This is a genomic window from Pseudomonas sp. NPDC087626 (genome assembly GCF_044743405.1).
GTDB lineage: Bacteria > Pseudomonadota > Gammaproteobacteria > Pseudomonadales > Pseudomonadaceae > Aquipseudomonas.
The window spans coordinates 1-23449 of sequence record NZ_JBIUWJ010000013.1 but is presented as its reverse complement, the minus strand read 5'-3'; the positions used below and the strand labels follow the sequence as shown (position 1 = coordinate 23449).

Annotated in this window: 22 protein-coding genes and 1 rRNA gene; 13 read left to right on the top strand and 10 right to left on the bottom strand. The window is 61.0% G+C overall.

What is annotated here, in order from left to right; genetic code table 11:
* Positions 1–494: 494 nt before the first annotated feature.
* Positions 495–1187: a GNAT family N-acetyltransferase gene (locus tag ACIOVD_RS13125; protein WP_401128101.1), complete on the bottom strand. Its 693-nt coding sequence runs from the start codon at positions 1185–1187 to the stop codon at positions 495–497.
* Between the two features lie 46 nt (positions 1188–1233).
* Positions 1234–1758, bottom strand: a complete 525-nt coding sequence (locus ACIOVD_RS13120) for a DUF3087 domain-containing protein (RefSeq protein ID WP_159994687.1) — start codon at positions 1756–1758, stop codon at positions 1234–1236.
* A 190-nt stretch (positions 1759–1948) separates the two neighbouring features.
* On the opposite strand from ACIOVD_RS13120, the gene ACIOVD_RS13115 reads away from it, so the two are divergent.
* Positions 1949–2266 (top strand): DUF2388 domain-containing protein, encoded by a 318-nt coding sequence (locus ACIOVD_RS13115; RefSeq protein ID WP_095171038.1) that lies wholly within the window; start codon positions 1949–1951, stop codon positions 2264–2266.
* Between the two features lie 197 nt (positions 2267–2463).
* Here the strand turns inward: ACIOVD_RS13115 and ACIOVD_RS13110 are convergent, their stop codons facing one another.
* The 5 genes from ACIOVD_RS13110 to ACIOVD_RS13090 form a co-directional block, all read right to left on the bottom strand.
* Positions 2464–3159, bottom strand: a complete 696-nt coding sequence (locus ACIOVD_RS13110) for a tRNA (adenine(22)-N(1))-methyltransferase TrmK (RefSeq protein ID WP_335929845.1) — start codon at positions 3157–3159, stop codon at positions 2464–2466.
* 17 nt (positions 3160–3176) lie between these two features.
* On the bottom strand, positions 3177–3725 hold the full coding sequence (locus tag ACIOVD_RS13105) for a cupin domain-containing protein (protein WP_027618083.1): 549 nt from the start codon (positions 3723–3725) through the stop codon (positions 3177–3179).
* Between the two features lie 201 nt (positions 3726–3926).
* On the bottom strand, positions 3927–5207 hold the full coding sequence (locus tag ACIOVD_RS13100; protein WP_177440708.1) for an FAD-binding oxidoreductase: 1281 nt from the start codon (positions 5205–5207) through the stop codon (positions 3927–3929).
* Between the two features lie 57 nt (positions 5208–5264).
* A complete protein-coding gene (locus ACIOVD_RS13095; protein ID WP_401128094.1) occupies positions 5265–6755 on the bottom strand; it encodes an aldehyde dehydrogenase in 1491 nt (496 codons plus the stop codon).
* Between the two features lie 143 nt (positions 6756–6898).
* A complete protein-coding gene (locus tag ACIOVD_RS13090; protein WP_095171042.1) occupies positions 6899–8275 on the bottom strand; it encodes a glutamine synthetase family protein in 1377 nt (458 codons plus the stop codon).
* 280 nt (positions 8276–8555) lie between these two features.
* Here ACIOVD_RS13090 and ACIOVD_RS13085 point away from each other — a divergent pair, with 280 nt between their 5' ends.
* The 5 genes from ACIOVD_RS13085 (at position 8556) to ACIOVD_RS13065 (ending at position 13674) form a co-directional block, all read left to right on the top strand.
* Positions 8556–9317: a gamma-glutamyl-gamma-aminobutyrate hydrolase family protein gene (locus tag ACIOVD_RS13085; protein ID WP_401128091.1), complete on the top strand. Its 762-nt coding sequence runs from the start codon at positions 8556–8558 to the stop codon at positions 9315–9317.
* A 236-nt stretch (positions 9318–9553) separates the two neighbouring features.
* Positions 9554–10696 carry an ABC transporter ATP-binding protein gene (locus ACIOVD_RS13080; RefSeq protein ID WP_095171046.1) on the top strand — a complete coding sequence of 381 codons (1143 nt, stop codon included), beginning with the start codon at positions 9554–9556 and terminating at the stop codon, positions 10694–10696.
* 29 nt (positions 10697–10725) lie between these two features.
* Positions 10726–11607 carry an ABC transporter permease subunit gene (locus tag ACIOVD_RS13075; protein ID WP_401128335.1) on the top strand — a complete coding sequence of 294 codons (882 nt, stop codon included), beginning with the start codon at positions 10726–10728 and terminating at the stop codon, positions 11605–11607.
* Complete coding sequence (locus ACIOVD_RS13070; RefSeq protein WP_095171050.1) at positions 11604–12488, top strand: ABC transporter permease subunit; 885 nt, start codon at positions 11604–11606, stop codon at positions 12486–12488. The genes ACIOVD_RS13075 and ACIOVD_RS13070 overlap by 4 nt, the downstream gene beginning before the upstream one ends.
* A gap of 88 nt (positions 12489–12576) precedes the next feature.
* Positions 12577–13674, top strand: coding sequence for a polyamine ABC transporter substrate-binding protein (locus ACIOVD_RS13065; RefSeq protein WP_095171052.1), 1098 nt, complete (start codon positions 12577–12579; stop codon positions 13672–13674).
* A 316-nt stretch (positions 13675–13990) separates the two neighbouring features.
* On the opposite strand, the gene ACIOVD_RS13060 is transcribed toward ACIOVD_RS13065, so the two are convergent.
* The gene (locus ACIOVD_RS13060) at positions 13991–16354 is read right to left on the bottom strand and encodes a DNA polymerase II (protein WP_401128088.1); all 2364 of its coding nucleotides are present in this window, start codon (positions 16352–16354) and stop codon (positions 13991–13993) included.
* 601 nt (positions 16355–16955) lie between these two features.
* Between ACIOVD_RS13060 and ACIOVD_RS13055 the strand changes: the two genes are divergently transcribed.
* The 6 genes from ACIOVD_RS13055 to ACIOVD_RS13030 all read left to right on the top strand — a co-directional run bounded on the left by ACIOVD_RS13055 (position 16956) and on the right by ACIOVD_RS13030 (position 21551).
* Positions 16956–17285, top strand: a complete 330-nt coding sequence (locus tag ACIOVD_RS13055; protein ID WP_095171056.1) for a hypothetical protein — start codon at positions 16956–16958, stop codon at positions 17283–17285.
* Between the two features lie 217 nt (positions 17286–17502).
* The gene (locus ACIOVD_RS13050) at positions 17503–17943 is read left to right on the top strand and encodes a CBS domain-containing protein (RefSeq protein ID WP_095171058.1); all 441 of its coding nucleotides are present in this window, start codon (positions 17503–17505) and stop codon (positions 17941–17943) included.
* A 163-nt stretch (positions 17944–18106) separates the two neighbouring features.
* Complete coding sequence (locus ACIOVD_RS13045) at positions 18107–18703, top strand: paraquat-inducible protein A (RefSeq protein ID WP_095171060.1); 597 nt, start codon at positions 18107–18109, stop codon at positions 18701–18703.
* Positions 18700–19344: a paraquat-inducible protein A gene (locus tag ACIOVD_RS13040; protein ID WP_159994677.1), complete on the top strand. Its 645-nt coding sequence runs from the start codon at positions 18700–18702 to the stop codon at positions 19342–19344. Before ACIOVD_RS13045 ends, ACIOVD_RS13040 begins: the two co-directional genes overlap by 4 nt.
* Entirely contained in the window at positions 19325–20980 is a 1656-nt protein-coding gene (locus tag ACIOVD_RS13035) for an intermembrane transport protein PqiB (RefSeq protein WP_401128083.1), read from the top strand. The genes ACIOVD_RS13040 and ACIOVD_RS13035 overlap by 20 nt, the downstream gene beginning before the upstream one ends.
* A 16-nt stretch (positions 20981–20996) precedes the next feature.
* The gene (locus tag ACIOVD_RS13030; RefSeq protein WP_095171066.1) at positions 20997–21551 is read left to right on the top strand and encodes a membrane integrity-associated transporter subunit PqiC; all 555 of its coding nucleotides are present in this window, start codon (positions 20997–20999) and stop codon (positions 21549–21551) included.
* 9 nt (positions 21552–21560) lie between these two features.
* Here ACIOVD_RS13030 and ACIOVD_RS13025 read toward each other — a convergent pair whose 3' ends face one another.
* Complete coding sequence (locus ACIOVD_RS13025; protein WP_178112606.1) at positions 21561–22529, bottom strand: hypothetical protein; 969 nt, start codon at positions 22527–22529, stop codon at positions 21561–21563.
* Between the two features lie 215 nt (positions 22530–22744).
* On the opposite strand from ACIOVD_RS13025, the gene ACIOVD_RS13020 reads away from it, so the two are divergent.
* Positions 22745–23098, top strand: coding sequence for a DUF2784 domain-containing protein (locus ACIOVD_RS13020; protein WP_159994671.1), 354 nt, complete (start codon positions 22745–22747; stop codon positions 23096–23098).
* 63 nt (positions 23099–23161) lie between these two features.
* Here ACIOVD_RS13020 and rrf read toward each other — a convergent pair.
* A 5S ribosomal RNA gene (gene rrf, locus ACIOVD_RS13015) occupies positions 23162–23277 on the bottom strand.
* Between the last annotated feature and the right edge of the window lie 172 nt (positions 23278–23449).

Below are 23449 nucleotides of genomic sequence, written 5' to 3'. Positions count from 1 at the left end.
GTCCACTGCCACCACCGCCCAGCATCCTGGCCGCGTGTGGGGCGCCATAAGAACCCTCGGAACCGGAAGGAACCCATCTTCGCAGAGACGCTACATATTCTTGATTGATAGTGAATGACGGCAGTTATTCACTTTAGTTCGCCAAGCACAGCGCGACGCTTGTCAGTTGAAATCACAGGATAGACGCGAAGTGACGAGCCCATGAAAAATACCTCGGTCGCGTCGCTCCAGCGGTCTGCCACAGGCGACTAATGGTACTTGAGTGCACCCTGCCACCTTCCTACGATGAAACTACGCCACTGCTTGTTTTCTGCGGCAGCGGCGTGAGTGGCGAGTGCTCTGAACCCCAATCAAGCTTGCCACTGGCTCTACGTACAACTTGAGCCTCGGGGCTCTACTTTCTCCCCATCAAAGAGCTTTGAGGCTCTTTTTTGAGCAAGCCAAACGGGGTCCGGTGTAGGCGCTGGCTTGCTGGCACCTGCACAGGGGGTTTGCTAGCCAGCGTCGTGACCCAACCGCCCCTGCACAAACACCCGCGCCTTGGCCGTCAGTTGATCCAGATGGCGGTCGCGCTGTTTTTCCGCGTCGAGCATCGCCCGCTTGCCATTCTTCTGCAGCAGGTAGGTGTGGATCTGCCGCACTTCGGTGGAGCGGTAGATAGGCGCGATATCCAGTACCGCGATCAGGCCGTCTGTCACGCGGTCGTGGGTGTTCATCAGCACCTGCGGTCCGCGCACGCCCAGGACCTGCAAGCCCATTGCCTCGAAGTACGGCACCTTGGCCACGGCACAGGTCAGTTCGGCATGCGGGTAGCGGCCGAGCATGTCCTGGACCATGGCGCGGGCGATGCCATGGCGACGATGGCTGGCGTGTACGGCCATGAAGGCCACGCCGCAGGCATGCGGATCATCCTTGACCGGCAGGTACAGCAAAAAGCCGACGACCTTCGAGGGGTCCTCGGCGTCCAGCGCGACGATCAATTCGACGCTTAGGCCCTGGGTGCCATCGAGGGCCTGCAGGTAGAGGTGGACCTCGTAGCCCACTGCGTATTGATAGATCGCGAACAACGGGTTGCTCGGTGGCAAGGCGACGCTGCTGATGTCGGTCAGGTTGTCGACCACCAGTTGCAGGATCTGGTCGGTCACGTGCTCGGAGCACGGGGTATCGAAGTGGCTAAGGGTAAACATCAATCGGGGCTCCGAGGGGAAAGTCCTGGAAAAAGGCAGGCAATGATCAGGCCTGGGTTTTCAGCGCCGTCAGCCACTCGGGGTGCAGGCGGGTCTGTTCGGTCTCCAGCCCCAGCGCCTCCATGGCTGCTTTGTGCTGGTCCATTTCACGCACCAGTTGCGCATGGCTGCTGGAGTTGGCGTCCAGCTCGTGCATCTGCGCCAGCCCCAGGTGGTAAAAGCGCAGCAGCTTCATCGCGCTCGGGTTGCCGGCGGCGACCGCATCGGTGACCTGGTGCATGACGTTGGTGATGCGCATCAGGCTGCGCTTGAGCTGCCAGCCGTAGACGGCGGCGGCCATCCAGGGTTGCGACCAGAACTTGAGTTTCATCAGCGCCGCGCTGACCAGCACCGCCGCGATTACCCCGCCGAGGTTGTAGCGAAAGTTATCGCCACCCGGCTCGCCCAGCACCATCACCGCCAGCGTCGACAAAGCCATCGCCAGCACAATGAACAGCACGGCAATGATCAGGGTGCTGCGGCGCGTCTGCTGGCGAAAGGTTTCGGGGTTCCACGGCTTGATCTCAAACATCAGGGGGCAGCGCTCTTTGGCAAGGTGAACGGAGAATTGCCCGGCATTATCGCCCGTAGCGCCGGTAACAGACACGTTTAATCCACATCGCCATCTGGTCCTCGCTTGATCTGCGGAACTCCTGAGCCGCACCGCGCATCATATGGGTATGTGACACACCCTTTGGCTTCACGCTTTTGGAGGACTCACCATGCGCCGTCTACTGCTCGTGCCAACGCTTGCGCTCTGCCTGCCCTTCGGATCGGCCATGGCCGATGTCGATGCCAAGGATGTCGCCACTTCAGCGGGGGTCTCTGCGTCGCTGTACTCGACCTTCAAGGACGACAAGATCGTCGTCCCCGCCCGCGATGACCTCTCCAGTTTCGTCGCCAGCGGCGGCACCATCCGCGGCGCCTACCTGGAATCCGTGCTCAAGCAGATGCGCCAGGACCACCCTGGCCTCAATGCCACGGACGAAGAACTGGCCCAGGCGCTGCTGACGCAGACCCCGCCTTCGCCAGGCCAGTAAGCTCGCCCTCTCGCTATTACCCACTTAACTTAAGTGGGAGCGAACCTGCTCGCGATGGCGGTGTGTCAGGCACCATCGATGTTGGTTGTACTGGCCCCATCGCGAGCAGGCCGCAAGCGGGCGCTCGCTCCCACAGCGGTTTTACCGGCTTGCAGATTTTGCGTACACCCACCAAACCCGTTGCAGCTGTCGCGCGTTCAGGCCAGCAGTTGGTTGATCCAACGCACCTGGCGGGTGATGTCCTGTACTTTTTCCGCGGGTACCGCCGAGCCGGCCTGGGTGAAGTGGGCCAGGGTCTGCTGCTTGTGGCGCAGCAGGCGCTGCCACTTGAGCAGGAATGCCGGGGTGCGTGCCTGCATCTGCAGGGGGCCGAAGTACAGTTGCTCGGGGCTGTAGCTCACCGGGCCGGTGCGCTCGGCAACGATGATTTCGTAGTCGAAACGATTCTCCCGCAGCACTTCCTCGCAGAGGATGGAATAACCATTGTCCATCAGCCATTGCCGCAGCGGCTGCTCGCCGCCGTTGGGTTGCAGGATCAATCGCTCCTGGCCACTGAGGCGAGTCTTGCCACGCTCGAGAATGTCGCGGATGGTCTCACCGCCCATGCCGCAGATAGTCAGCGCGCTAATCTCGTCAGCCGCCTCGAGCGCCGCCAGGCCATTGGCCAGGCGTACGCTGATGCGTGACTGCAGGCCGTTGTCGCGCACCGTACGCTGGGCCGAGTGAAACGGTGTCGCGGCCAGTTCACCGGCCACCGCCGCCGTGATGGCTCCACGGCGCATCAATGCCACCGGCAAGTAGCCGTGGTCGGAGCCGATATCGGCCAGGCGCGCACCGGCTGGCACATGGGCCGCCACGCGCTCCAGGCGCATGGACAAGGTGTGTTGGTTCAATGTTCAGCGCCTTGCGATCAAAAGTTGGCGGGCGTGTTCGCACTGATGATTTCCGCCTCGTCCGCGCCGATGTTGCGAAACCGGTGCGGCAGCGTGGTCGGAAAGTAATAACCATCCCCGGCGTTCAACACGCTGACCTGGCCATCCACGGTGAGTTCCACGGTACCCCGCGTCACCAACCCGCACTCCTCGCCTTCGGCATGCACGATCGGTTCTTCGCCCGAGCTGGCGCCCGGTGCGTATTGCTCGCGCAGCAGGCGCATCTGGCGGCTGGGCACCGAGGCGCCGATCAGCAGCAGGCGCAGGCCGTGGCGACCGAGGTCGGGCTGTTCGTTGGCGCGGAAGATGTATTGGTGTTCGCGCGGTGGCTGGTCGAAGGTGAAGAAGTCCGCCAGGGACATGGGGATGCCCTCCAGCAGTTTTTTCAGTGAGCTGACGGAAGGACTGACCCGATTCTGTTCGATCAGGGAGATGGTGGCATTGGTGACGCCGCTACGCCGGGCCAGCTCGCGCTGGGACAGCTTGTAGCTTTCGCGTACTAATTTGAGTCGAGAGCCCGTGTCCATGACAGCCTTATGTGAGAAAAACTTAAGGGTAGTGTGGGGGGATGGCGGGCGACTTGTGTCGCGAAAATCGCCGTTCCTCTGTCCCGAAGACGTGAAAGGCGGCTATTAAATCACGTTTTCCGCCCACGGCTCAGCAGCTTGGAGAAAGGCCGGATAAAAAACCGACGACCTTCCTCAAGACGGCCGTCGGCGAGCGTCAGACTAGATACCGAAACGGTCACGCATCGCGTAGTACACCGCGCCCATGGCGGTCAGTGGGGCCTGGAAGGTGCGGCCACCGAACATCGGCATGTGTGGCAGGGAGGCGAAGGCGTCGAAACGCTCGGCGTCGCCACGGATCATTTCCGCGATCAGCTTGCCGGCCAGGTGCGAACAGGTCACCCCGTGGCCGCTGTAGCCCTGCATGTAATAGGCGTTTTTCTCGATGCGACCAAATTGTGGCATGCGTGACATGGTCAGCAGGAAGTTGCCGGTCCAGCGGTAGTCGATCTTCACGTCCTTGAGCTGGGGGAAGGTCTTGAGGATTTTCGGCCGGATCAGTTGCTCGATGTCGTCCGGTTCGCGCGCGCCGTAGACCACACCGCCACCATAGAGCAGGCGGTTGTCGGCAGTCAGGCGGTAGTAGTCGAGCAGGTAGTTACAGTCTTCGACGCAGTAGTTGTTGCTGATCAGGCTCCTGGCGACTTTTTCCGACAGGGGCTCGGTGACCACGATCTGCGAACCGCAGGGCATGCTCTTGCGGGTGACGCGGTTGTCGAGGTCTTGCGGCAGGTAGGCGTTGCCGGCGATCAACAGGTACTTGGCGCGCACCACGCCCTTGGCCGTGCGCACGACTATGGGTTCGCCGTAGGTGATTTCCACCGCTGCCGACTGCTCGAAGATTTTTCCGCCAAGACTGAGGATGGCAGCCGCTTCGCCCAGGGCCAGGTTCAGCGGATGGACGTGGCCACCCTGCATGTCCAGCAGGCCACCGACATAGTTGCGGGTCCCGACTTCCTTGGCGATCTCTTGCGCGTCGAGCATCCGCAGGTGGTGGTTGCCGTAGCGCTCCCAACCGTTCTTCTGTTCGGCCAGGCCCTTGAGTTGTTTCTTGTTCAGCGCGGCGAAAATGCCACCGGGCTTGTAGTCGCACTGGATGTCGTATTGCTTGATCCGCGAGCGGATGATGTCCGCGCCTTCGAAAATCATGCTGCCCAGCACTTCGGCGGTCTTTTCGCCGTAGCGCTGCTCGATCACATCGACGTCGCGGCTGTAGGAATTGACCAGTTGCCCGCCGTTGCGCCCGCTGGCGCCGTAGCCGACCTTGGCGGCTTCGAGCACCGTGACGCTGTAGCCCGCTTCGCTGAGGAACAACGCCGAGGACAGGCCGGTGTAGCCGGCGCCGATCACACAGACGTCGCATTCCACCAACTCTTCGAGCACCGGGAAGTCGATGATCTCGTTGCGGGTGGCGGCGTAGTAGCTGTTTACATGTTTTTGCATGATTGAGTTCCCGCGCGGTGACACGCCAAAGGCCTGTCACCGCGACTGTCTAATAGGTCAGAGCTTGATCCAGGTGGCTTTGAGCTCGGTGTACTTGTCGAAGGCGTGCAGGGACTTGTCGCGACCGTTGCCCGACTGCTTGAACCCACCGAAGGGCGCGGTCATGTCACCGCCGTCGTACTGGTTGACCCACACGCTGCCGGCGCGCAGGCCCCGGGCGAAGGTGTGGGCCTTGCTCAGGTCGCGGGTCCAGACCCCGGCGGCCAAACCGAAGATGCTGTCGTTGGCGATCTGCAACGCTTCTTCTGCGGTGTCGAAGGTGATCAGCGACAACACTGGGCCGAAGATTTCTTCGCGGGCGATGGTCATGGCGTTGCTCACACCGTCGAAAATCGTCGGCTCCACGTACTGGCCACCGCTGTCCTCGAGGGTGCGGTTGCCGCCGGCGATCAGCTCGGCACCTTGCTCGCGGCCGATGGCGATGTAGCGCAGGATGTTGTCCAACTGACGTTGATCGACCACCGCGCCGACCCGGCTTGTCGGGTCCAGCGCGTGCCCGGGTTGCCAGGCTTGCAGGGCCTCTACCAGCAGCGGGATGAACTGCTGGCGAATCGAGCGCTCCACCAGCAGGCGTGAGCCGGCGGTGCAGACTTCGCCCTGGTTGAAGGCGATGGCACTGGCCGCCGCCTGCGCCGCCGCGCGCAGATCCGGCGCATCGGCAAACACCACGTTCGGACTCTTGCCGCCAGCTTCTAGCCAGACGCGCTTGAGGTTGCTTTGCCCGGCGTAGATCAGCAACTGCTTGGCAACCGCGGTCGAGCCGGTGAAGGCCAGGACGTCGACGTCCATGTGCAGCGCCAGTGCCTTGCCGACGGTGTGGCCGTAACCCGGCAGGACGTTGAACACGCCCTTGGGGATGCCAGCCTCTAGCGCTAGTTGGGCGATGCGGATGGCCGTCAGCGGGGACTTTTCCGACGGCTTGAGGATGAACGAGTTGCCTGCCGCCAGGGCCGGGGCGAACTTCCAGCTGGCCATGATCAACGGGAAGTTCCACGGCACGATGGCCGCCACCACGCCGGACGCTTCGCGGGTCACCAGGCCCAGTTGATCGTGGGGCGTGGCGGCGACTTCGTCGTAGAGTTTGTCGATGGCTTCGGCACTCCAGCGGATCGCGTTGGCGGTCGCTGGAATGTCGATGGCCATGGAGTCGCTGATGGGCTTGCCCATGTCCAGGGTTTCCAGCAGCGCCAATTCTTCCTGGTGCGCCAGGATCAGGTCGGCGAAGCGGATCAGGACGCGCTTGCGCTCAGCGGGGGCCAGCTTGCACCAGATACCGGATTCGAACGCCTGGCGGGCGACGAGCACGGCGGCATTGGCATCGGCTTCATCGGTGCTGGCGACGTTGGCCAGGAAGCGCCCGTCAACCGGGCTGATGCATTCGAAGGTGGCGCCGCTGAGTGCCGGACGGTATTGACCATCGATGAAGGCGCGGCCTTCGATGCTTAAGGACTGGAAGCGTTGCTCCCAGTCGCTGCGAGTGTTTGTCATGGTTGTGACTCGACGCAGGGGAATAGGCTGTGGTCGGACTGAATGCCAGTCCCTTGAGGATTTGCAATGCAATCGCTGTGGGAGTGGGCTTGCCCGCGATTGCGATATCGCGGGCGAGCCCGTTCCCACAGGCACACCAACCATCAGACCGTATGCAGGTACCAGTTGTACTCAAGGTCGGAGATGGAGTTCTCGAACTCGGCCAGCTCGCTTTCCTTGCACGCCACGAACACGTCGATGTACAGCGGGTCGATGTACTTGGCCATGACTTCGCTGTCGTCCAGCTCACGCAGGGCATCGCGCAGGTTGTTCGGCAGGCTCTGCTCGTTCTGCTCGTAGCTGTTGCCTTCGACCGGCGCACCCGGCTCGATCTGGTTGGTCAGGCCGTGGTGAATACCGGCCAGCACCGAAGCCATCAGCAGGTACGGGTTGGCGTCGGCACCGGCCACGCGGTGTTCGATGCGCACGGCATCCGGCGAACCGGTCGGCACGCGCACGGCCACGGTGCGGTTGTCGATACCCCAGCTCGGCGAGTTCGGCACGTAGAACTGTGCGCCGAACCGGCGGTAGGAGTTGACGTTCGGGCAGAGGAAGGCCATCTGCGCGGGCAGGGTCTCCAGCACACCGCCGATGGCGTGACGCAATGCGGCGTTCTGCTCGGGATCCTCGCTGGCGAAGATGTTGTTGCCGGCCTTGTCGAGGATCGAGATGTGCACGTGCAGACCGTTGCCCGCCTGGCCCGGATACGGCTTGGCCATGAAGGTGGTGTCCATCTCATGGTCGTAGGCGATGTTCTTCACCAGGCGCTTGAGCAGGACCGCATAGTCGCAGGCCTTGATCGGGTCGCTGACGTGATGCAGGTTGACTTCGAATTGCGCCGGGGCACTTTCCTTGACGATGGCATCGGCCGGGATGCCCTGCTCTTTCGCGCCTTCGAGGATGTCCTGCAGGCAGTCGACGTATTCGTCGAGGTCGTCGATCAGGTAAACCTGGGTCGATACCGGGCGCTTGCCGGAAACCGGTGAGCGTGGCGACTGCGGACGGCCGTTCACGTTGTCCTGGTCGATCAGGTAGAACTCCAGTTCAAACGCCGCGCAAATGGTCAGGCCGAGGTCATCGAACTTGCGCACCACGTTGGCCAGCACTTCACGCGGGTCAGCGAAGAACGGCTGGCCTTCGATCTCGTGCATGGTCATCAGCAGTTGCGCGGTTGGGCGCTTCTGCCACGGCTCGATGCTCAGGGTGCCGGGAATCGGGTAGCAGATGCGGTCGGCGTCGCCGATGTCCAGGCCCAGGCCGGTGCTTTCCACCGTGGAACCATTGATGTCGAGGGCGAACAGCGAGGCCGGCAGGTTGATGCCTTTCTCATAGACCTTATGAAGACTGGTGCGCTCGATGCGCTTGCCGCGCACCACACCGTTCATATCCGCAATCAGAAGGTCGACGTACAAAACCTCAGGATATTTCTTAAGGAATGCGTTTGCTTCGTTGAGTTGAACGGTACGCAGGGGGACCGACATGATGCACCTATTAGCTGTTAATTATTATGTTCACTGCACTTTCGGACCTCAGTCAATCCGAAAGGCAAAGTGAAGTCAATAGCGGACAAATAGGCTTTTTTGTTGATTTTATTGGTCACCACAGCCAGCCATCGCTCAACAATCACCCGCAAACCCACAGCCAATCTGAGTTCCAGCGATCCAGCCGTTTAGAATTATTTACATGAGAGTTGTTAAAAAAAATCAACGAGGCTAAGCTCTGGAAAAGCTCGTTCAAGTGTGAAACTTCGAGGTGATAAAAATGGCATTCAAGCCATTGATCGGCGTTACTGCGTGCGTCAAACAGATTGGCCTGCACCCCTACCACGTCAGCGGTGACAAGTACTTGCGTGCTGTCAGCGTCGCGGCGCTGGGGCTGCCTGTGGTCATTCCTTCCCTGGGCAACCTGACTGAAATCGACGACCTGCTCGGTCAACTCGACGGTCTGTTGCTGACCGGCTCACCATCGAACGTGGAGCCTTTGCACTATCAAGGCCCGGCCAGCGCTCCCGGCACGGATCACGATCCGGCGCGGGACGCCACCACCCTTCCTCTATTGCGTGCTGCCATCGCGGCGGGCGTTCCGGTGCTCGGGATCTGCCGGGGCTTCCAGGAAATGAACGTCGCGTTCGGCGGCAGCCTGCACCAGAAGGTGCATGAGTTGCCGGGCATGCTCGATCACCGCGAAGCAAATCACCCGGACCTGGCGGTGCAATACGCACCGGCCCACGCGGTCAGCGTGCAGCCGGGCGGTGTATTCGAGGCGCTGGAGCTGCCCGCGACATTCCAGGTCAACTCGATTCATAGCCAGGGTATCGACCGGTTGGCGCCAGGCCTGCGTGCCGAGGCCATCGCGCCGGACGGCTTGATCGAGGCGGTCTCGGTGGCGCACAGCAAGGCCTTCGCCCTCGGCGTGCAATGGCACCCGGAATGGCAAGTGCTGGACAACCCTGCGTACCTGACGATTTTCCAGGCGTTCGGCGCAGCTTGCCGGCAACGGGCGGCGCTGCGACACGCACGCTGAGCTAAACCACAACCCGGTATTTCTACCCCCGCGAGTCTGGCGGGCGTGCCTTCGCGCGCCCGTTTCTCGCAATAACCACACACCGCAATAACAACAAGCACGACCAGGCAGCCAGGACGGCGGTGCCGAACCAGTCGAATCGCCATGCGCACCTCCAGGTGGCACCTGGCGATTGGCAATCAACTATTAAGTCAGGCCGCGTTGGCCCGGCGACTGAAACCTGTTGGGAGTTTCACATGGCAAACGCCTCCAGCATTTACAGGAAGGCTCTTGAGGGTCATCAGCAACCGAAAAAGGTGCTGGTACGAGTCGATCGTGTCACCAAGAAGTTCGACGAAACCACGGCGGTGGACGATGTGTCCCTGGACATCCATCAAGGCGAAATCTTCGCCCTGCTCGGCGGCTCCGGTTCGGGCAAGTCGACCCTGCTGCGCATGCTCGCTGGATTCGAGCGCCCCACCGAAGGACGGATCCTGCTCGACGGCGTCGACATCACCGACATGCCGCCCTACGAGCGGCCGATCAACATGATGTTCCAGTCCTACGCCCTGTTCCCGCACATGACGGTGGCGCAGAACATCGCCTTTGGCCTCAAGCAGGACCGTTTGCCCGCCAGCGAAATCGACGCCCGTGTCGAGGAGATGCTGCGCCTGGTGCACATGACCCAATACGCCAAGCGCAAGCCACACCAACTGTCCGGTGGCCAGCGCCAGCGTGTCGCCCTCGCCCGCTCCCTGGCCAAGCGGCCCAAGCTGCTGCTGCTCGACGAGCCGATGGGGGCGCTGGATAAAAAGCTGCGCTCGCAGATGCAGCTGGAACTGGTGGAAATCATCGAGCGGGTCGGCGTGACCTGCGTGATGGTGACCCACGACCAGGAAGAGGCCATGACCATGGCCGAACGTATCGCCATCATGCACCTGGGCTGGATCGCGCAGATCGGCAGCCCGGTGGACATCTATGAGGCCCCGGTGAGCCGCATGGTCTGCGAGTTCATCGGCAACGTGAACGCCTTCGACGGCACGGTGGTGGAAGACCTGGAAGGCCACGCGATCATTCACTGCCCGGACCTGGAGCAGCAGATCTACGTCGGCCATGGCGTCAGCACCTCGGTGCAGGACAAGTCGATCACCTACGCCATCCGCCCGGAAAAAATGCTGGTCAGCAGCACAAAACCCGAGAGCCGCTACAACTGGTCCCGGGGCAAGGTGCAGGACATTGCCTACCTCGGCGGGCACTCGGTGTTCTATGTCGAGCTGCCTGGCGGCAAGGTCGTCCAGTCGTTCATGGCCAACGCCGAGCGCCGCGGCGCCCGCCCGACCTGGGACGATCAGGTCTACGTCTGGTGGGAAGACGACAGCGGCGTGGTACTGCGCGCATGAACACACTCACTCAGCAGTTCCAGCGGTTTCTGCCCAGTGGGCGCAAAGTCGTGATCGGCCTGCCGTTCCTGTGGCTGTTCCTGTTCTTCATGCTGCCGTTCTTCCTGGTGATGAAGATCAGTTTTTCCGAAGCTGCACTGGCTATTCCGCCCTACTCCGAGATCTACAGCTTCGCCGAGCAGAAGTTCGAACTGATGCTCAACCTGGGCAACTACACGATGCTCGCCGCCGATGAGTTGTATATCTCGGCGTACCTGGGCTCGTTGAAAGTCGCCTTGCTCAGCACCGTGATGTGCCTGGTGCTTGGCTTCCCGATGGCCTACGCGATTTCCAAGGCCAGCAAGGAGGCGCAGAACGTGCTGTTGCTGCTGATCATGATGCCGACCTGGACGGCGATCCTGATTCGCGTCTATGCGTGGATGGGCATCTTGAGCAACAACGGCCTGCTCAATGGCTTCCTGATGTGGACCGGCTTGACCTCGCACCCGATCGAAATCCTCAACACCAACACTGCGGTGTACATCGGCGTGGTCTACGCCTACCTGCCGTTCATGGTGCTGCCGCTGTACGCCAACCTGGTCAAGCATGACCAGAGCCTGCTGGAAGCCGCGTCCGACCTGGGTTCGAGCACCGTCAACAGCTTCTGGAAGATCACCGTGCCGCTGGCCAGGAACGGCATCATCGCAGGCTGCATGCTGGTGTTCATCCCGGTGGTGGGCGAGTTTGTGATTCCGGAACTGCTGGGCGGCCCGGAAACCCTGATGATCGGTCGCGTGCTGTGGCAAGAGTTCTTCAACAACCGTGACTGGCCGGTGGCATCCGCCCTGGCGGTGGTGATGCTGGCGATCCTGATCGTGCCGATCATTCTGTTCAACCGCAGCCAGGCCAAAGAGATGGAGGGACGGGCATGAAGCGTTTCGGATTTTCCCGATTGATGCTGGTATTGGGCCTGGCGTTCATCTACCTGCCCATGCTGATTCTGGTGATTTACTCGTTCAACGCCTCGAAACTGGTAACGGTCTGGGGCGGCTGGTCGGTGAAGTGGTACGTCGGCCTGCTGGACAACAGCCAACTGATGGGCTCGGTACTGCGCTCGCTGGAAATCGCCTGCTACACCGCGATTGCCGCCGTGGCGCTGGGGACGTTGGCCGCGTTCGTGCTGACCCGGGTCACCCGCTTCAAGGGTCGCACCCTGTTTGGCGGCCTGGTCACCGCGCCGTTGGTGATGCCAGAAGTGATCACCGGCCTGTCGTTGTTGCTGCTGTTCGTGGCCATGGCACAGATGATCGGCTGGCCGATGGAACGTGGCATCGTCACCATCTGGATCGCCCACACCACATTTTGTGCCGCCTATGTGGCAGTGGTAGTCTCCGCGCGTTTGCGTGAACTGGACCTGTCGATCGAAGAAGCGGCGATGGACCTGGGGGCACGGCCGTTGAAGGTGTTCTTCCTGATCACCATCCCGATGATCGCGCCCTCGCTGGCAGCGGGCGGCATGATGTCGTTCGCCTTGTCGCTGGATGACCTGGTGCTGGCCAGCTTCGTCTCGGGTCCGGGGTCCACGACCTTGCCGATGGAAGTGTTCTCGGCGGTGCGTCTTGGGGTCAAACCCGAGATCAACGCGGTGGCCAGCCTGATTTTGCTGGCAGTATCGCTGGTGACCTTCCTGGTCTGGTACTTCAGCCGCAAGGCCGAAGCCAATCGCAAACGGGCGATCCAGGACGCCATGGACCAGACCGCCAGTGAATCCTGGCAGCCCGCCGCCAAGCCCATGACTGGCGCAACGGCCTGATGCCCGCTGGCGAGAGAGCACGCTTGCTCGCCAGCGGTTTTACCCACGCTTTACGTTATTCGTATAAGAAGAAAATGGAGCTGTACCGATGAAAATGCTTGGCAGGACTCTGCTGACACTGTCCTTATTGGGCGCGATTGCCACGGGCGCCCAGGCCAATGACAAGGTTCTGCGCGTCTACAACTGGTCCGACTATATCGCCCCGGACACCGTCAAGAAGTTCGAAGACGAGACGGGCATCAGCGTGACCTACGATGTCTTCGACAGCAACGAAACCCTTGAGGCACGCCTGCTCGCCGGTAAATCCGGGTACGACATCGTGGTGCCGTCCAACAGCTTCCTGGCCAAGCAGATCAAGGCCGGGGTCTACCAGACGCTGGACAAGTCAAAACTGTCGAACTGGAAGAACCTCAACCCGGTGCTGCTGAAAAACGCAGCGGCCAGCGACCCGGACAACGGCCACGCTTTCCCCTACATGTGGGGCTCGATCGGCATCGGCTTCAACCCGGACAAGGTTCGCGAAGTATTGGGCGCCGACGCCCCGGTGAATTCCTGGGACCTGCTGTTCAAGCCCGAGAACGCAGCCAAGCTCAAGGCCTGCGGCATCAGCTTCCTCGACTCGCCCACCGAAATGCTCCCGGCCGCCCTGCACTACCTGGGCTACCCGGTGAACACCCAGGACAAGCAGCAGATAAGCGAGGCCGAAGCGCTGTTCATGAAGATTCGCCCGTCGGTGGCGTACTTCCATTCGTCCAAGTACATCTCCGACCTGGCCAACGGCAATATCTGCGTGGCGGTCGGTTATTCCGGCGACGTGCTGCAAGCCAAGGCCCGCGCCGAGGAAGCCGGGGGCAAGGTCAAGGTCGACTACAGCATTCCCAAGGAAGGCGCCGGCAGCTTCTATGACATGGTCGCCATCCCGCGGGATGCGGCCAACGTCGACAATGCCTACCAGTTCATGAACTTCCTGATGCGCCCGGACATCATGGCCGAGATCACCAACAGCGTCGGCTACAGTAACGCCAACGCGGCCGCGACCCCGCTGGTGGACGAAGCGATTCGCAACGACCCGGGCTCGTATCCGTCGCAAGCGGTAATGGCGACCCTGTATGCCGTGCCGGACATGCCCATCGCCACGCAACGGATCATGACCCGCGGCTGGACCCGGGTAAAACTCGGCAAGTAAACCTGCCGCGCCCGTCGGGGGCGCGGCGTGCAACACCGTTCATGCAGCAGCGCTGTTGCCACACGAACGGACTCACCGGGCTCCCTCGGTCACGGTGATTCAGGCGCCCTTCGGGTAATGCCGATCAGTTAAGGAAAAACGACCACCTATGTGGGAGCGAGCTTGCTCGCGATGGACGTGAACGATAACGCGTAAATGGATAAACACGCGGCGCTTTCAAGTTCATCGCGAGCAAGCTCGCTCCCACAATGGTCGGCGTCGCTTAACTGATCGGCATTACGCCCTTCGGGGCGCTTTTTTACGTCTGCAGCCTTGCCTAGAACAAGCCCATCTGCCCGCCAACCAGGGTGCTGAAGTCGTCGTCGACAAACGGCAGGATCGCATCCGCCACCGGCTGCAGTTGGCGGCTGACGTAATGCTCATAGTCGATCGGCGCGCTGCGGGTTTCCAGGGGTTCGGGACCGGCGACGGTGATCAGGTAGCTGATCCAGCCACCCCGCTGGTACTGGCGCGGTCGCCCCTGCTGGGCGTTGTACTCGTCGGCGATGCGTGCCGCCCGCACATGGGGCGGTACGTTGCGTTCATAGTCGTCCAGGGGCCGACGCAGGCGCTTGCGGTAGATCAGCAATGGGTCCTGCTCGCCGGCTACGGTGGCGCGGACGAACTCACGCACATAGTCCTGATAGGGCTGGCGGTGGAAGATGCGCGAGTAGAGTTCCTGCTGGAACTGCCGGGCCAGCGGCGACCAGTCGGTGCGCACCGTCTCCAGGCCTTTGTAGACCATTTGCTCGCTGCCGTCGGCATGCATCACCAAGCCGGCGTAGCGCTTCTTGCTGCCCTCCTCTGCCCCTCGGATGGTCGGCATCAGGAAACGCCGGAAATGGGTTTCGTATTGCAGCTCCAGCACACTGTGCAAGCCGAACTCGGCCAGCAGGTGTTCGCGCCACCACTGGTTGACGTGGGCCACCAGGGCGTGACCGATCTGCGTCGCTTCTTCCTGGCCGTGGGCCCGGCGCAACCAGACGAACGTGGAGTCGGTGTCGCCGTAGATCACCGCATGGCCCTGGGCTTCGATCAGTTGCCGGGTGCGCTGCATGATCTCGTGTCCACGCAGGGTGATCGAGGATGCCAGGCGGGTGTCGAAGAAACGGCAGCCGCTGGAGCCCAGCACGCCGTAGAAGGCGTTCATGATGATCTTCAGCGCCTGGGACAGCGGCGCGTTCTGTTCACGCTTGGCCACTTCCCGGCCTTCGGAAACGCGCGCGACGATGGCCGGCAGGCAATGCCGGGTCCGCGAGAAACGCGCCCCGCGAAAACCTGGCACCGACTCACTGTCGTCCGGGTGACGCAGGCCTTCGATCAGGCCTACGGGATCAATCAGGAAGGTGCGGATGATCGAGGGGTACAGGCTCTTGTAGTCGAGCACCAGCACCGACTCGTACAGGCCCGGCTGCGAATCCATGACAAACCCGCCGGGGCTGGCCTGGGGTGGGCGCTCGCCCTGGTTCGGCGCAACAAACCCCTGGCGATGCATCAGCGGCATGTACAGGTGGGTGAAGGCCGCCACCGAGCCGCCACTGCGGTCGGCGGGCAGTCCGGTGACACTGGCCCGCTCCAGCAGGAAGGTCAGCAGTTCGGTCTTGGCGAAGATCCGCGTTACCAGCTCACAGTCCTTGAGGTTGTAGCGCGCCAGGGCCGGCTTGTCCTCGGCGAACATGCGGTTGATTTCGTCCATGCGCTGGTAGGGGTTGTCGATGGACTTGCCTTCACCGAGCAGGGTCTGTGCGACGTTCTCCAGGCTGAACGAGGGGAAACTCCAGGTCGCCGAACGCAGGGACTCGATGCCGTCGATGATCAGCCGGCCCGCCGCCGCGGCAAAATAGTGATTGTTGCCCGAACCGTGTTCACGCCACTGCATCTCCTCGCCACCACGTCCCAGGCGCAACGGCACCGCCAGGCGCCGGGCATGCTCGTGCAGCACCCGCAGGTCAAACTGCACCAGGTTCCAGCCGATGATCGCATCAGGGTCGTGCTCGGCGAACCATTGGTTGAGTTTCTTCAACAGCGTGGCCCGCGAGTCGCAGTACTCCAGGTCGAAGTCGACGGCGCCGGCCTCGCCGTTGGGTGCGCCGAGCATGTAGACCTGGCGCTGCCCGCAACCTTCAAGGGCAATCGAGTACAACTCGGCTTGCTCGGTGGTCTCGATGTCCAGCGACACCAGCTTCAGGCGTGGACGGTAATCCGGCGCTGGCTTGAGATGGGTTTCGAGCAACAGGTCACCGTCGCCGGCCGTACCGCTGAACGACACGGGGGCGGTGATGAAGCGCTCCATCAGGTAGCGCTCCGGCGGGCGGATGTCAGCCTCGAAAACTTCGACGCCCGCCCGACGCAGCACCGACTCCAGGTGCATCAACTGGCGGTGTTGCGGGCAGTACAGGCCGAACACCGGGCGGTGCTGGAAGTCCTGCAACCCCAGAGGCCGCAGTTCCACACCCGGCTCGCCGCGCACCAGTTCCTGGGTGCGTTCACGGTACAGTTCCGGGATAAACGCCACCGAGGTCTGCACGGGCAGGCGCACCTGGCGCGGCCCGGCATCGGTCGCCAGCCAGAACTCCACGTGGGTGCCGGTCGGGGTGTCGCGCCAATGCCGGGTCAGGACGAAGCCCTGCTGTAAATCCACCGCAACAACCTCGAAGATGATTGGCCTTCGATTCTACGCGTCATTGCTGCTTCACGTGACCCTTTGCATGAGTGACGCAAGGGATTGTAGGACAAGGTTAAATCCTTCCTCGCAGGCCTCGATATTATTTTTGTAGTGAATGAAATATTTCACTACAAAACCGTTGACGAGGAGTTTTTCCCCTTGCATGATGCAGACACCTCCCCGATCGGGAGCACAGGCAAAAGTGTTGTGAAAAGGCTCGACTGACCGCCGAGCTGTTCCCGGATGTGTACTGCTCACAAGGCAGATTGATGAAGCTGACCTGGCATGTGCGTCCACTACACGGACGAGAAACGCCGGCGATCAATCCTCAAGATGCTTGTGGCCGAGTGAGTGGTATCGGTAGCAACTTCCAGGCAATCGTCGTTTCTCCCCCGCTGTGCCGCAAGTGCGTAGCAGTTTCTCGGCAAGACTACATGCATCCTGCTCAAGGCCCTGCCGATATTCGGCAGACAACCACTGTCGCCCTGGTTTCGGTACCAGATATCAACTTACCGAAGTAGAGAAGTGAATTAGCGAATCAACTAGACAGATCAAACATTGGTCAAGGGGCTTTAACATGAATCTGAACAATCAACCGACTATTGATGAACTGGCTCGTATGTTCGCAGCGCATAAAGACAGCCACGACAGCCATATCCTGTGGATTGCCAAATCTGGCCAGGTGCATATCGACTGCCTGTCGCCCCACGCCCATGAAGACGAGTTCGCCAAGAACAACCATGACTTGCGTGCCCGACTGAAGATGTACCGTCGCGGCCAGGGTTATGTCGGCAAAAAAGCCGCCGCCGACAAAGACTATGTCGGTCGCGTTCTGGCCACACTGACCCAGGAGTGGCAGCACCTGCAGGCCAAACCTGAAGTGTGTGTCATCGACCGCTACTGCTGAGTTGTTCTGCACAGCCGCTGATGACGTTTACCCGTTGTCAGCGGCTTTTTTGTCGCTGTTTTTCGCCAGCCAAGGCTGATGCCGCACCTGTATGGCGCAGACAGAGCAGGTAAATGCCGCTTTGCCTACTTGTCCCGCAGGCTGGCGTCTATGATTCTGTATGGGTGTCCGGGCGTAAGGCGCCTGCCAACCATTACCACCTCGCAGAGGCTCCTCCATGAAGACAGTCGCGCAACTGCTCAAGCTCAAGGCCCAGCAGAACCAGCAGGTCCACACCATCAATTCCCATCAGATGGTGCTGGAAGCGCTGATGGTGATGGCGGCAAAAAACGTCGGCGCCCTACCGGTGCTCGAAGACGGCAATATTGTCGGGGTGATCAGCGAACGGGACTACGCGCGCAAGCTGGTGCTCAAGGGCCGCTCCTCGGTCGGCACGCCGGTCAGTGAAATCATGAACTCGCCGGTGATCACCGTAGACTCCCATCAAAGCGTGCAGACCTGCATGAACATCATGACCGACAAGCACCTGCGCCACTTGCCGGTGGTCGAGGACGGCCAGTTGCTGGGCTTGCTGTCGATCGGCGACCTGGTCAAGGAAGCCATTGCCGAACAGGCCGAACTGATCCAGCAGTTGGAGCAGTACATTCGCGGCGAGTAACTAGCCCTTTCTCTTATGGGCTGCGCGCCCTCATGGCGAGGACGCGCAGTTTTTCGTTTCAGCCAGGTGCTGGCCTCGGCAAACTTTATATTTGCTCTATGGCGAGGCACTTCTATATTCATTTAACGCCCCTGAAGCTTCTGCCTCCCCTTGAGTGCTAACCATGGCCAGGACTGACACACTGATCATCTGTGAGCACTGCGATGGCGTGTATGAAAAAGCCACGCTTGCCAAACACCAGACTGCCCTGTGCCAGCGCTGTGGCGGTGTGCTGCAGCGCTACAACGGCCTGTCGGTACAACAACGCCTGGCGCTGACCCTGACAGCCGCGGTGCTGTGGGTGTTCGCCAACTTCTATCCGGTGATGAGCATCAGCCTGAAGGGCCTGAAGAACAGTGCCACGCTCTGGGACTCGGTGGTGGCCCTGAGTGATGGGCCGATTACCTTCATCGCCCTGGTGGCGGCCATCTCCATCATCATTGCGCCAGTTTTCCAGTTGTTGCTGTTGATCTGGGTCTTGAGTTTCGCCCTGGCGTCCCGGCGCTCGCCGGCCTTCAAACTGTGCATGCGCTGGCTGGAAACGCTGCGGCCATGGAGCATGCTCGAGGTCTGCTTGCTGGGGGCCATGGTGGCAGTGTTCAAACTCGCCGGCCTGCTAGATGTGGTGCCAGGCTTGGGTCTGTTTGCCCTGGCAATCCTGAGCCTGTTGCTGATCCGCATTGCCGGACGCGATGTACGCGAACTGTGGGACATCCTATGAACACCCTGCCCGAGGCACGCGACCTCAACCTGTGCCTATGTCACAGCTGTGGCCTGGCTTGCGACATGCGCGACGAACCCCACACATGTGAGCGCTGCGATGCGCCGTTGCACCGACGCAAAACCAACTCCCTGGCCCGAACCTGGGCCTTTCTGCTGGCGGCCCTGGTGTTCTACATTCCGGCCAACCTGTTGCCGGTGATGAACACCAGCATGCTCGGCAGCGGTGCCGACAGCACCATCATTGGCGGGGTGCTGGAGTTCTGGGAACACGGCGCCTGGGACATCGCGCTGATTATTTTCATTGCCAGTATCGCCGTCCCGGGGGTCAAGTTTGTTGCCCTCAGCCTGCTCCTGGTGACGGCGCAACGTGGCAGTCTCTGGGCGCGTAAAGAACGCTCGAAGCTGTATCGCTTCGTCGAACTGATCGGTTACTGGTCCATGCTCGACGTGATCGTCGTGGCACTGGTAGCCGCACTGGTGAAATTCCAGGCGCTGGGGGATATCGAGCCACGGGCCGGCATTCTGTTCTTTGGCATGGTGGTGGTGTTCACCATGCTGTCAGCCATGAGTTTTGACCCACGCCTGATCTGGGACAACCGACAATCCGAGGAGGTCATGGATGCAATCGCGAGCCACTGACGGGCAGCAAGCACCCGGCACAGCCAACATCAAGACCCGGCGCTGGAGCGTTTCGCTGGTGTGGATCGTGCCGATCGTGGCCGTGCTGGTGGGGATTTCCCTGGTGATCCACAACGTAATGCAGCAAGGACCAGTGATCGTCCTCAACTTCAAGACCGGGCAAGGCCTGACCGCCAACAAGACCGAGGTCAAGTACCGTAACGTGGTGATTGGCCATGTCTCGGAGGTCGAGCTCAGTGACGACCAGAAAAGCGTCAATGCCACGGTGAAACTGGCCAAGCAGGCCGAGTCCTTCACTCGCAAGGACTCGAAGTTCTGGGTCGTGCGCCCGCGCATTGGCGCCGGCGGGGTATCGGGTATCGACACCCTGCTGTCCGGCGACTTTATCGGCGCCGACGCTGGCCAGTCGAACGATCGCGCCAAGACCTTTATCGGCCTCGAAGCACCGCCGCCCATTACCTATGGCGAGCCCGGCAAGCGCTTCATGCTGCGCACCCGGGACCTTGGCTCGCTGGATATCGGCTCGCCGGTCTATTACCGCAAGATTCCCGTGGGCCAAGTGGTGGCCTATGCCCTGGACGCTGATGGCAAAGGGGTGAACATCGAGGTGTTCGTCACCTCGCCAAACGATGTCTATGTCACCAATAACACCCGCTTCTGGAACGCCAGTGGCATCGATGTCGAAGTGGGCGCCAATGGCTTCGCGGTCAAGACCGAGTCACTCTCCGCCCTGTTGCTGGGGGGCATTACCTTCCGCGCTCCCGACTACAGCCCCGACGACAAACCGGCCGTCGAAGACACCAGCTACGAGTTGTTCGAGGACCAGAAAAGCGCACTCGCCCCGCCCAATGGCAAGCCGCAATTCCTCGCCCTGCGCTTCGATCAACCCTTGCGTGGGCTGAAGGTCGACGCGCCTGTTGAGTTCCAGGGACTGGAAATTGGCAAGGTGGTGGCGATCAACCTGGATTTCGATGAGAAGACCCGCAGCTTTCCGATCAATGTCGGCATCGTCATCTATCCGCAACGCCTGGGCCGTGCGCACCTGAAAATGCTCGCGGCACTCAAGCATGATCCCGATGACGAACAGGCCGGGATCCGGCTCATGGGTACCTTCGTCGAGAACGGCCTGCGCGCCCAGGCCCGTAGCGGCAACCTGTTGACCGGGCAGTTGTATATCGCCCTGGAATTCTTCCCGAAAGCGCCAAAAGTCGTCTTCGATGCCACTGCGCGCCCAGTGATGATCCCGACCGTGCCAGCCAGTCTTGAGCAGTTGCAGGAGCAATTGCAGTCCATGGTGGAGAAGATCAACAAACTGCCGATCGAGCGGATCGCCAACAACCTGGACGCCAACCTGACGGAAATGCGCAAAGGCATCAAGCAATTCAGCGGGAAAACCCTCCCTGGGGTACAGGACACCTTGCAAGAGGTGAGCAAAACCCTGCAGTCGGCCAACTCGACCCTCGCCGAAGACTCACCACAACGCGAGCAACTGACCCAGACCCTGGATGAACTGGGGCGTATGTCACGCTCGCTGCGTGAATTGTCCGACTACTTGAGCAGAAATCCGGAATCCTTGCTACGCGGCCGTCCGAAAGATGCCCCGGCGCAAAATCTGCAACCGTCTTCGAGCCGCTGACCACAGGAGCAGGTCCATGTCTTTGTCGTTGAGAGTGTCGTTGCTCAGTGCACTGTTGCTGCTTGCGGCGTGCCGCAGTGACCCGATTCATTACCACACGTTGCTCCCGGCGCAACCAGCCCCGGGCGCCCATGGGTCGGCGAACATCCAGTTCGAGCAGATCAGCGTGCCGCCCCAGGTCGACCGTCCACAAATGGTCATTCGCCAAGGCAGCAGCGGCTTGGCGATTCTGGAGACACAATGGTGGGGGGCGAGCCTGGTGGATGAGTTACGCAATGCCCTGGTCGACCAACTGTCCAGCCCCGTCGCTGGGCCCAAGCTGTCTTTACGCCTGGATGTGCAGCGCTTCGATTCAGTCCCAGGGCAGTACGCGCTTATCGATGCGCAATGGCGCCTGCGTATGGAAGAGGGAAAAAACGGCGAGAGCTTCCTCAATTGCCGCACCACCGTGCAGACGCCCTCGGGCCCGAGTATCGACGACCTGGTGGTGGCTCAACAGAACAACGTGAAACGCCTGGCCGCAGCCATCAGCCAGGCGGCCACTACTACTCGCTGCCCTACCTCCCCATGAACAGCCGGCTCACTGGACTGCGCTACCAGGGGTGTCGGGGCTGAACACTTCACCCTGCTTGGGCGCTACCAACGGGCCAGCTCTCAGGCCACCTTCGATTTGCCGGGAGATGTAGTTGACCCCGGCCATCACCCCGTTGGTCTCGTTCTCCATCAGGCCCAGCCATGCCTTGTCGAAGGCGGCATTCAAGCTTCTGCGCATTTGCGCTTGCGCTTCGGGTCGGTCGCTTTCATTGGACATGGCACCGATGCCCAGCGAGACCACCGATATCACCGCGCCCGCTACCCGACCGACGGCCGCTGCCACCGCGCTGGCGACGCTGCGCGAGGCAATCTGCGCCTCGAGCCGTTCACTGGCGCGCTTGGCCACTGACGAGATCCCAGCGTCCGACAACCCGGCCCCTGCCCCACTATTGGAGCCGCGTACTTGCTCGATCAGGGCCAGATAAGCCGGCAATCGGTTGACTGGTTCGGTGTGGACGATCTGATACAGTGAAGCATTGCGCGCAGGTGGCGGTGCCAGGGTGATGGCGGGTATCCGGTTGAGACGCTGGTCGAATTGATCCTGGGGCACGGCGTAATGCTCCTGGATCTCCCCCAGATGGGCACTGAGCATCTGCAGGTACAGGGTGACGGCGTCGCCCATGATCACGTTAGGGTCTGTGACCTTGGCCACCGGATCCAGCACGCGCTCGTGGTACTGCTCCTGCAGGTACAGGCTCAAGCGGTTGACCACTGTATCCTTCTCGTCCTTGGCGCTGAGCTTGTACCAGCCCACTTTCATGCCCAGCCATTGCTGGGTCCAATAGCCGGTAAACCAGGGAATGAAGTCGCTCTCGGTGCGCTGGAACACCTGCTCGCGCCACCGTTCCATGGCTTTGCGCGTGTACTGGCGGACCGTTTCCCTGGAGGACAACGAGACAGTTTCGATGTCTTTATCAATCTGCTGCCAGGTCGCGTCCGTGATCACTACTTGCACCGTCGGTTCGACGCGACGCGCAGTCGAGCATCCAGCCAGTAATATGACCAGTAAAGTAAAAAACAGGACACGCCGATTCAAGATCGCAGTCCTCCCCGCAAATGACACGACAGCCGTAGCCACGCATCAATGCGAATCGAACGCCTGGCATTTTGGGTCACGGTACGGTGAGTATAGGTGGTGAAGAACCTGCTCAATTACCGACGGGAGGCACCATGCTCTATCGACTGACGGCTGACGGCCTGCTGCTCGTGCATTTGCTGTTCATTCTGTTCGTCCTGTGCGGCGCCCTGCTCGCGTTCAAATGGCGCCCGGTGATCTGGTGGCACCTGCCAGCGGTAGTGTGGGGCACCCTGGTTGAAGTCTGCCACTGGAGCTGCCCCCTGACCCGCTGGGAAAACCTCATGCGCCGCAGTGCCGGCCAGGCCGGGTATGAGGAGAGTTTCATCGAACATTACCTGTGGCCCCTGATTTACCCCGCTGGGCTGACGCCTAGTATCCAGCTAGGCCTCGGTGGCCTGGTGGTGCTGGTCAATGGACTGATCTACCTGCGCCTGGCCAGGCGCTGAGCTTTCTCGCGGACAAAAACAAAACCCCTACCTGCATACGCAGATAGGGGTTTCGGAATTTAATCTTGACGATGACCTACTCTCACATGGGGAAACCCCACACTACCATCGGCGATGCATCGTTTCACTGCTGAGTTCGGGATGGGATCAGGTGGTTCCAATGCTCTATGGTCGTCAAGAAATTCGGGTACTGAATCGTGGCCAGATAGCCTCGCTTCAGCAAATTGGGTATGTGATAGCTTTCAGTGTTGTGCGCTGCTTTGAGCAGATTCGAACTTTCGGTTCGTTTCGTCTTCACACACCGCAATCTGATGCTTCTTTCGAAGTAGTCAAATTGCTTGGGTGTTATAT

What these genes read in the sequence shown, in the direction of transcription:
- ACIOVD_RS13040 (WP_159994677.1), top strand. Translation starts at nt 18,700, where the DNA reads ATGAACACCCTGCCCGAGGCACGCGACCTCAACCTGTGCCTATGTCAC.
- ACIOVD_RS13055 (WP_095171056.1), top strand. Translation starts at nt 16,956, where the DNA reads ATGAATCTGAACAATCAACCGACTATTGATGAACTGGCTCGTATGTTC.
- ACIOVD_RS13115 (WP_095171038.1), top strand. Translation starts at nt 1,949, where the DNA reads ATGCGCCGTCTACTGCTCGTGCCAACGCTTGCGCTCTGCCTGCCCTTC.
- ACIOVD_RS13100 (WP_177440708.1), bottom strand. Translation starts at nt 5,207, where the DNA reads ATGCAAAAACATGTAAACAGCTACTACGCCGCCACCCGCAACGAGATC.
- ACIOVD_RS13090 (WP_095171042.1), bottom strand. Translation starts at nt 8,275, where the DNA reads ATGTCGGTCCCCCTGCGTACCGTTCAACTCAACGAAGCAAACGCATTC.
- ACIOVD_RS13050 (WP_095171058.1), top strand. Translation starts at nt 17,503, where the DNA reads ATGAAGACAGTCGCGCAACTGCTCAAGCTCAAGGCCCAGCAGAACCAG.
- ACIOVD_RS13020 (WP_159994671.1), top strand. Translation starts at nt 22,745, where the DNA reads ATGCTCTATCGACTGACGGCTGACGGCCTGCTGCTCGTGCATTTGCTG.
- ACIOVD_RS13120 (WP_159994687.1), bottom strand. Translation starts at nt 1,758, where the DNA reads ATGTTTGAGATCAAGCCGTGGAACCCCGAAACCTTTCGCCAGCAGACG.
- ACIOVD_RS13085 (WP_401128091.1), top strand. Translation starts at nt 8,556, where the DNA reads ATGGCATTCAAGCCATTGATCGGCGTTACTGCGTGCGTCAAACAGATT.
- ACIOVD_RS13035 (WP_401128083.1), top strand. Translation starts at nt 19,325, where the DNA reads ATGCAATCGCGAGCCACTGACGGGCAGCAAGCACCCGGCACAGCCAAC.
- ACIOVD_RS13030 (WP_095171066.1), top strand. Translation starts at nt 20,997, where the DNA reads ATGTCTTTGTCGTTGAGAGTGTCGTTGCTCAGTGCACTGTTGCTGCTT.
- ACIOVD_RS13125 (WP_401128101.1), bottom strand. Translation starts at nt 1,187, where the DNA reads ATGTTTACCCTTAGCCACTTCGATACCCCGTGCTCCGAGCACGTGACC.
- ACIOVD_RS13095 (WP_401128094.1), bottom strand. Translation starts at nt 6,755, where the DNA reads ATGACAAACACTCGCAGCGACTGGGAGCAACGCTTCCAGTCCTTAAGC.
- ACIOVD_RS13070 (WP_095171050.1), top strand. Translation starts at nt 11,604, where the DNA reads ATGAAGCGTTTCGGATTTTCCCGATTGATGCTGGTATTGGGCCTGGCG.
- ACIOVD_RS13105 (WP_027618083.1), bottom strand. Translation starts at nt 3,725, where the DNA reads ATGGACACGGGCTCTCGACTCAAATTAGTACGCGAAAGCTACAAGCTG.
- ACIOVD_RS13065 (WP_095171052.1), top strand. Translation starts at nt 12,577, where the DNA reads ATGAAAATGCTTGGCAGGACTCTGCTGACACTGTCCTTATTGGGCGCG.
- ACIOVD_RS13045 (WP_095171060.1), top strand. Translation starts at nt 18,107, where the DNA reads ATGGCCAGGACTGACACACTGATCATCTGTGAGCACTGCGATGGCGTG.
- ACIOVD_RS13080 (WP_095171046.1), top strand. Translation starts at nt 9,554, where the DNA reads ATGGCAAACGCCTCCAGCATTTACAGGAAGGCTCTTGAGGGTCATCAG.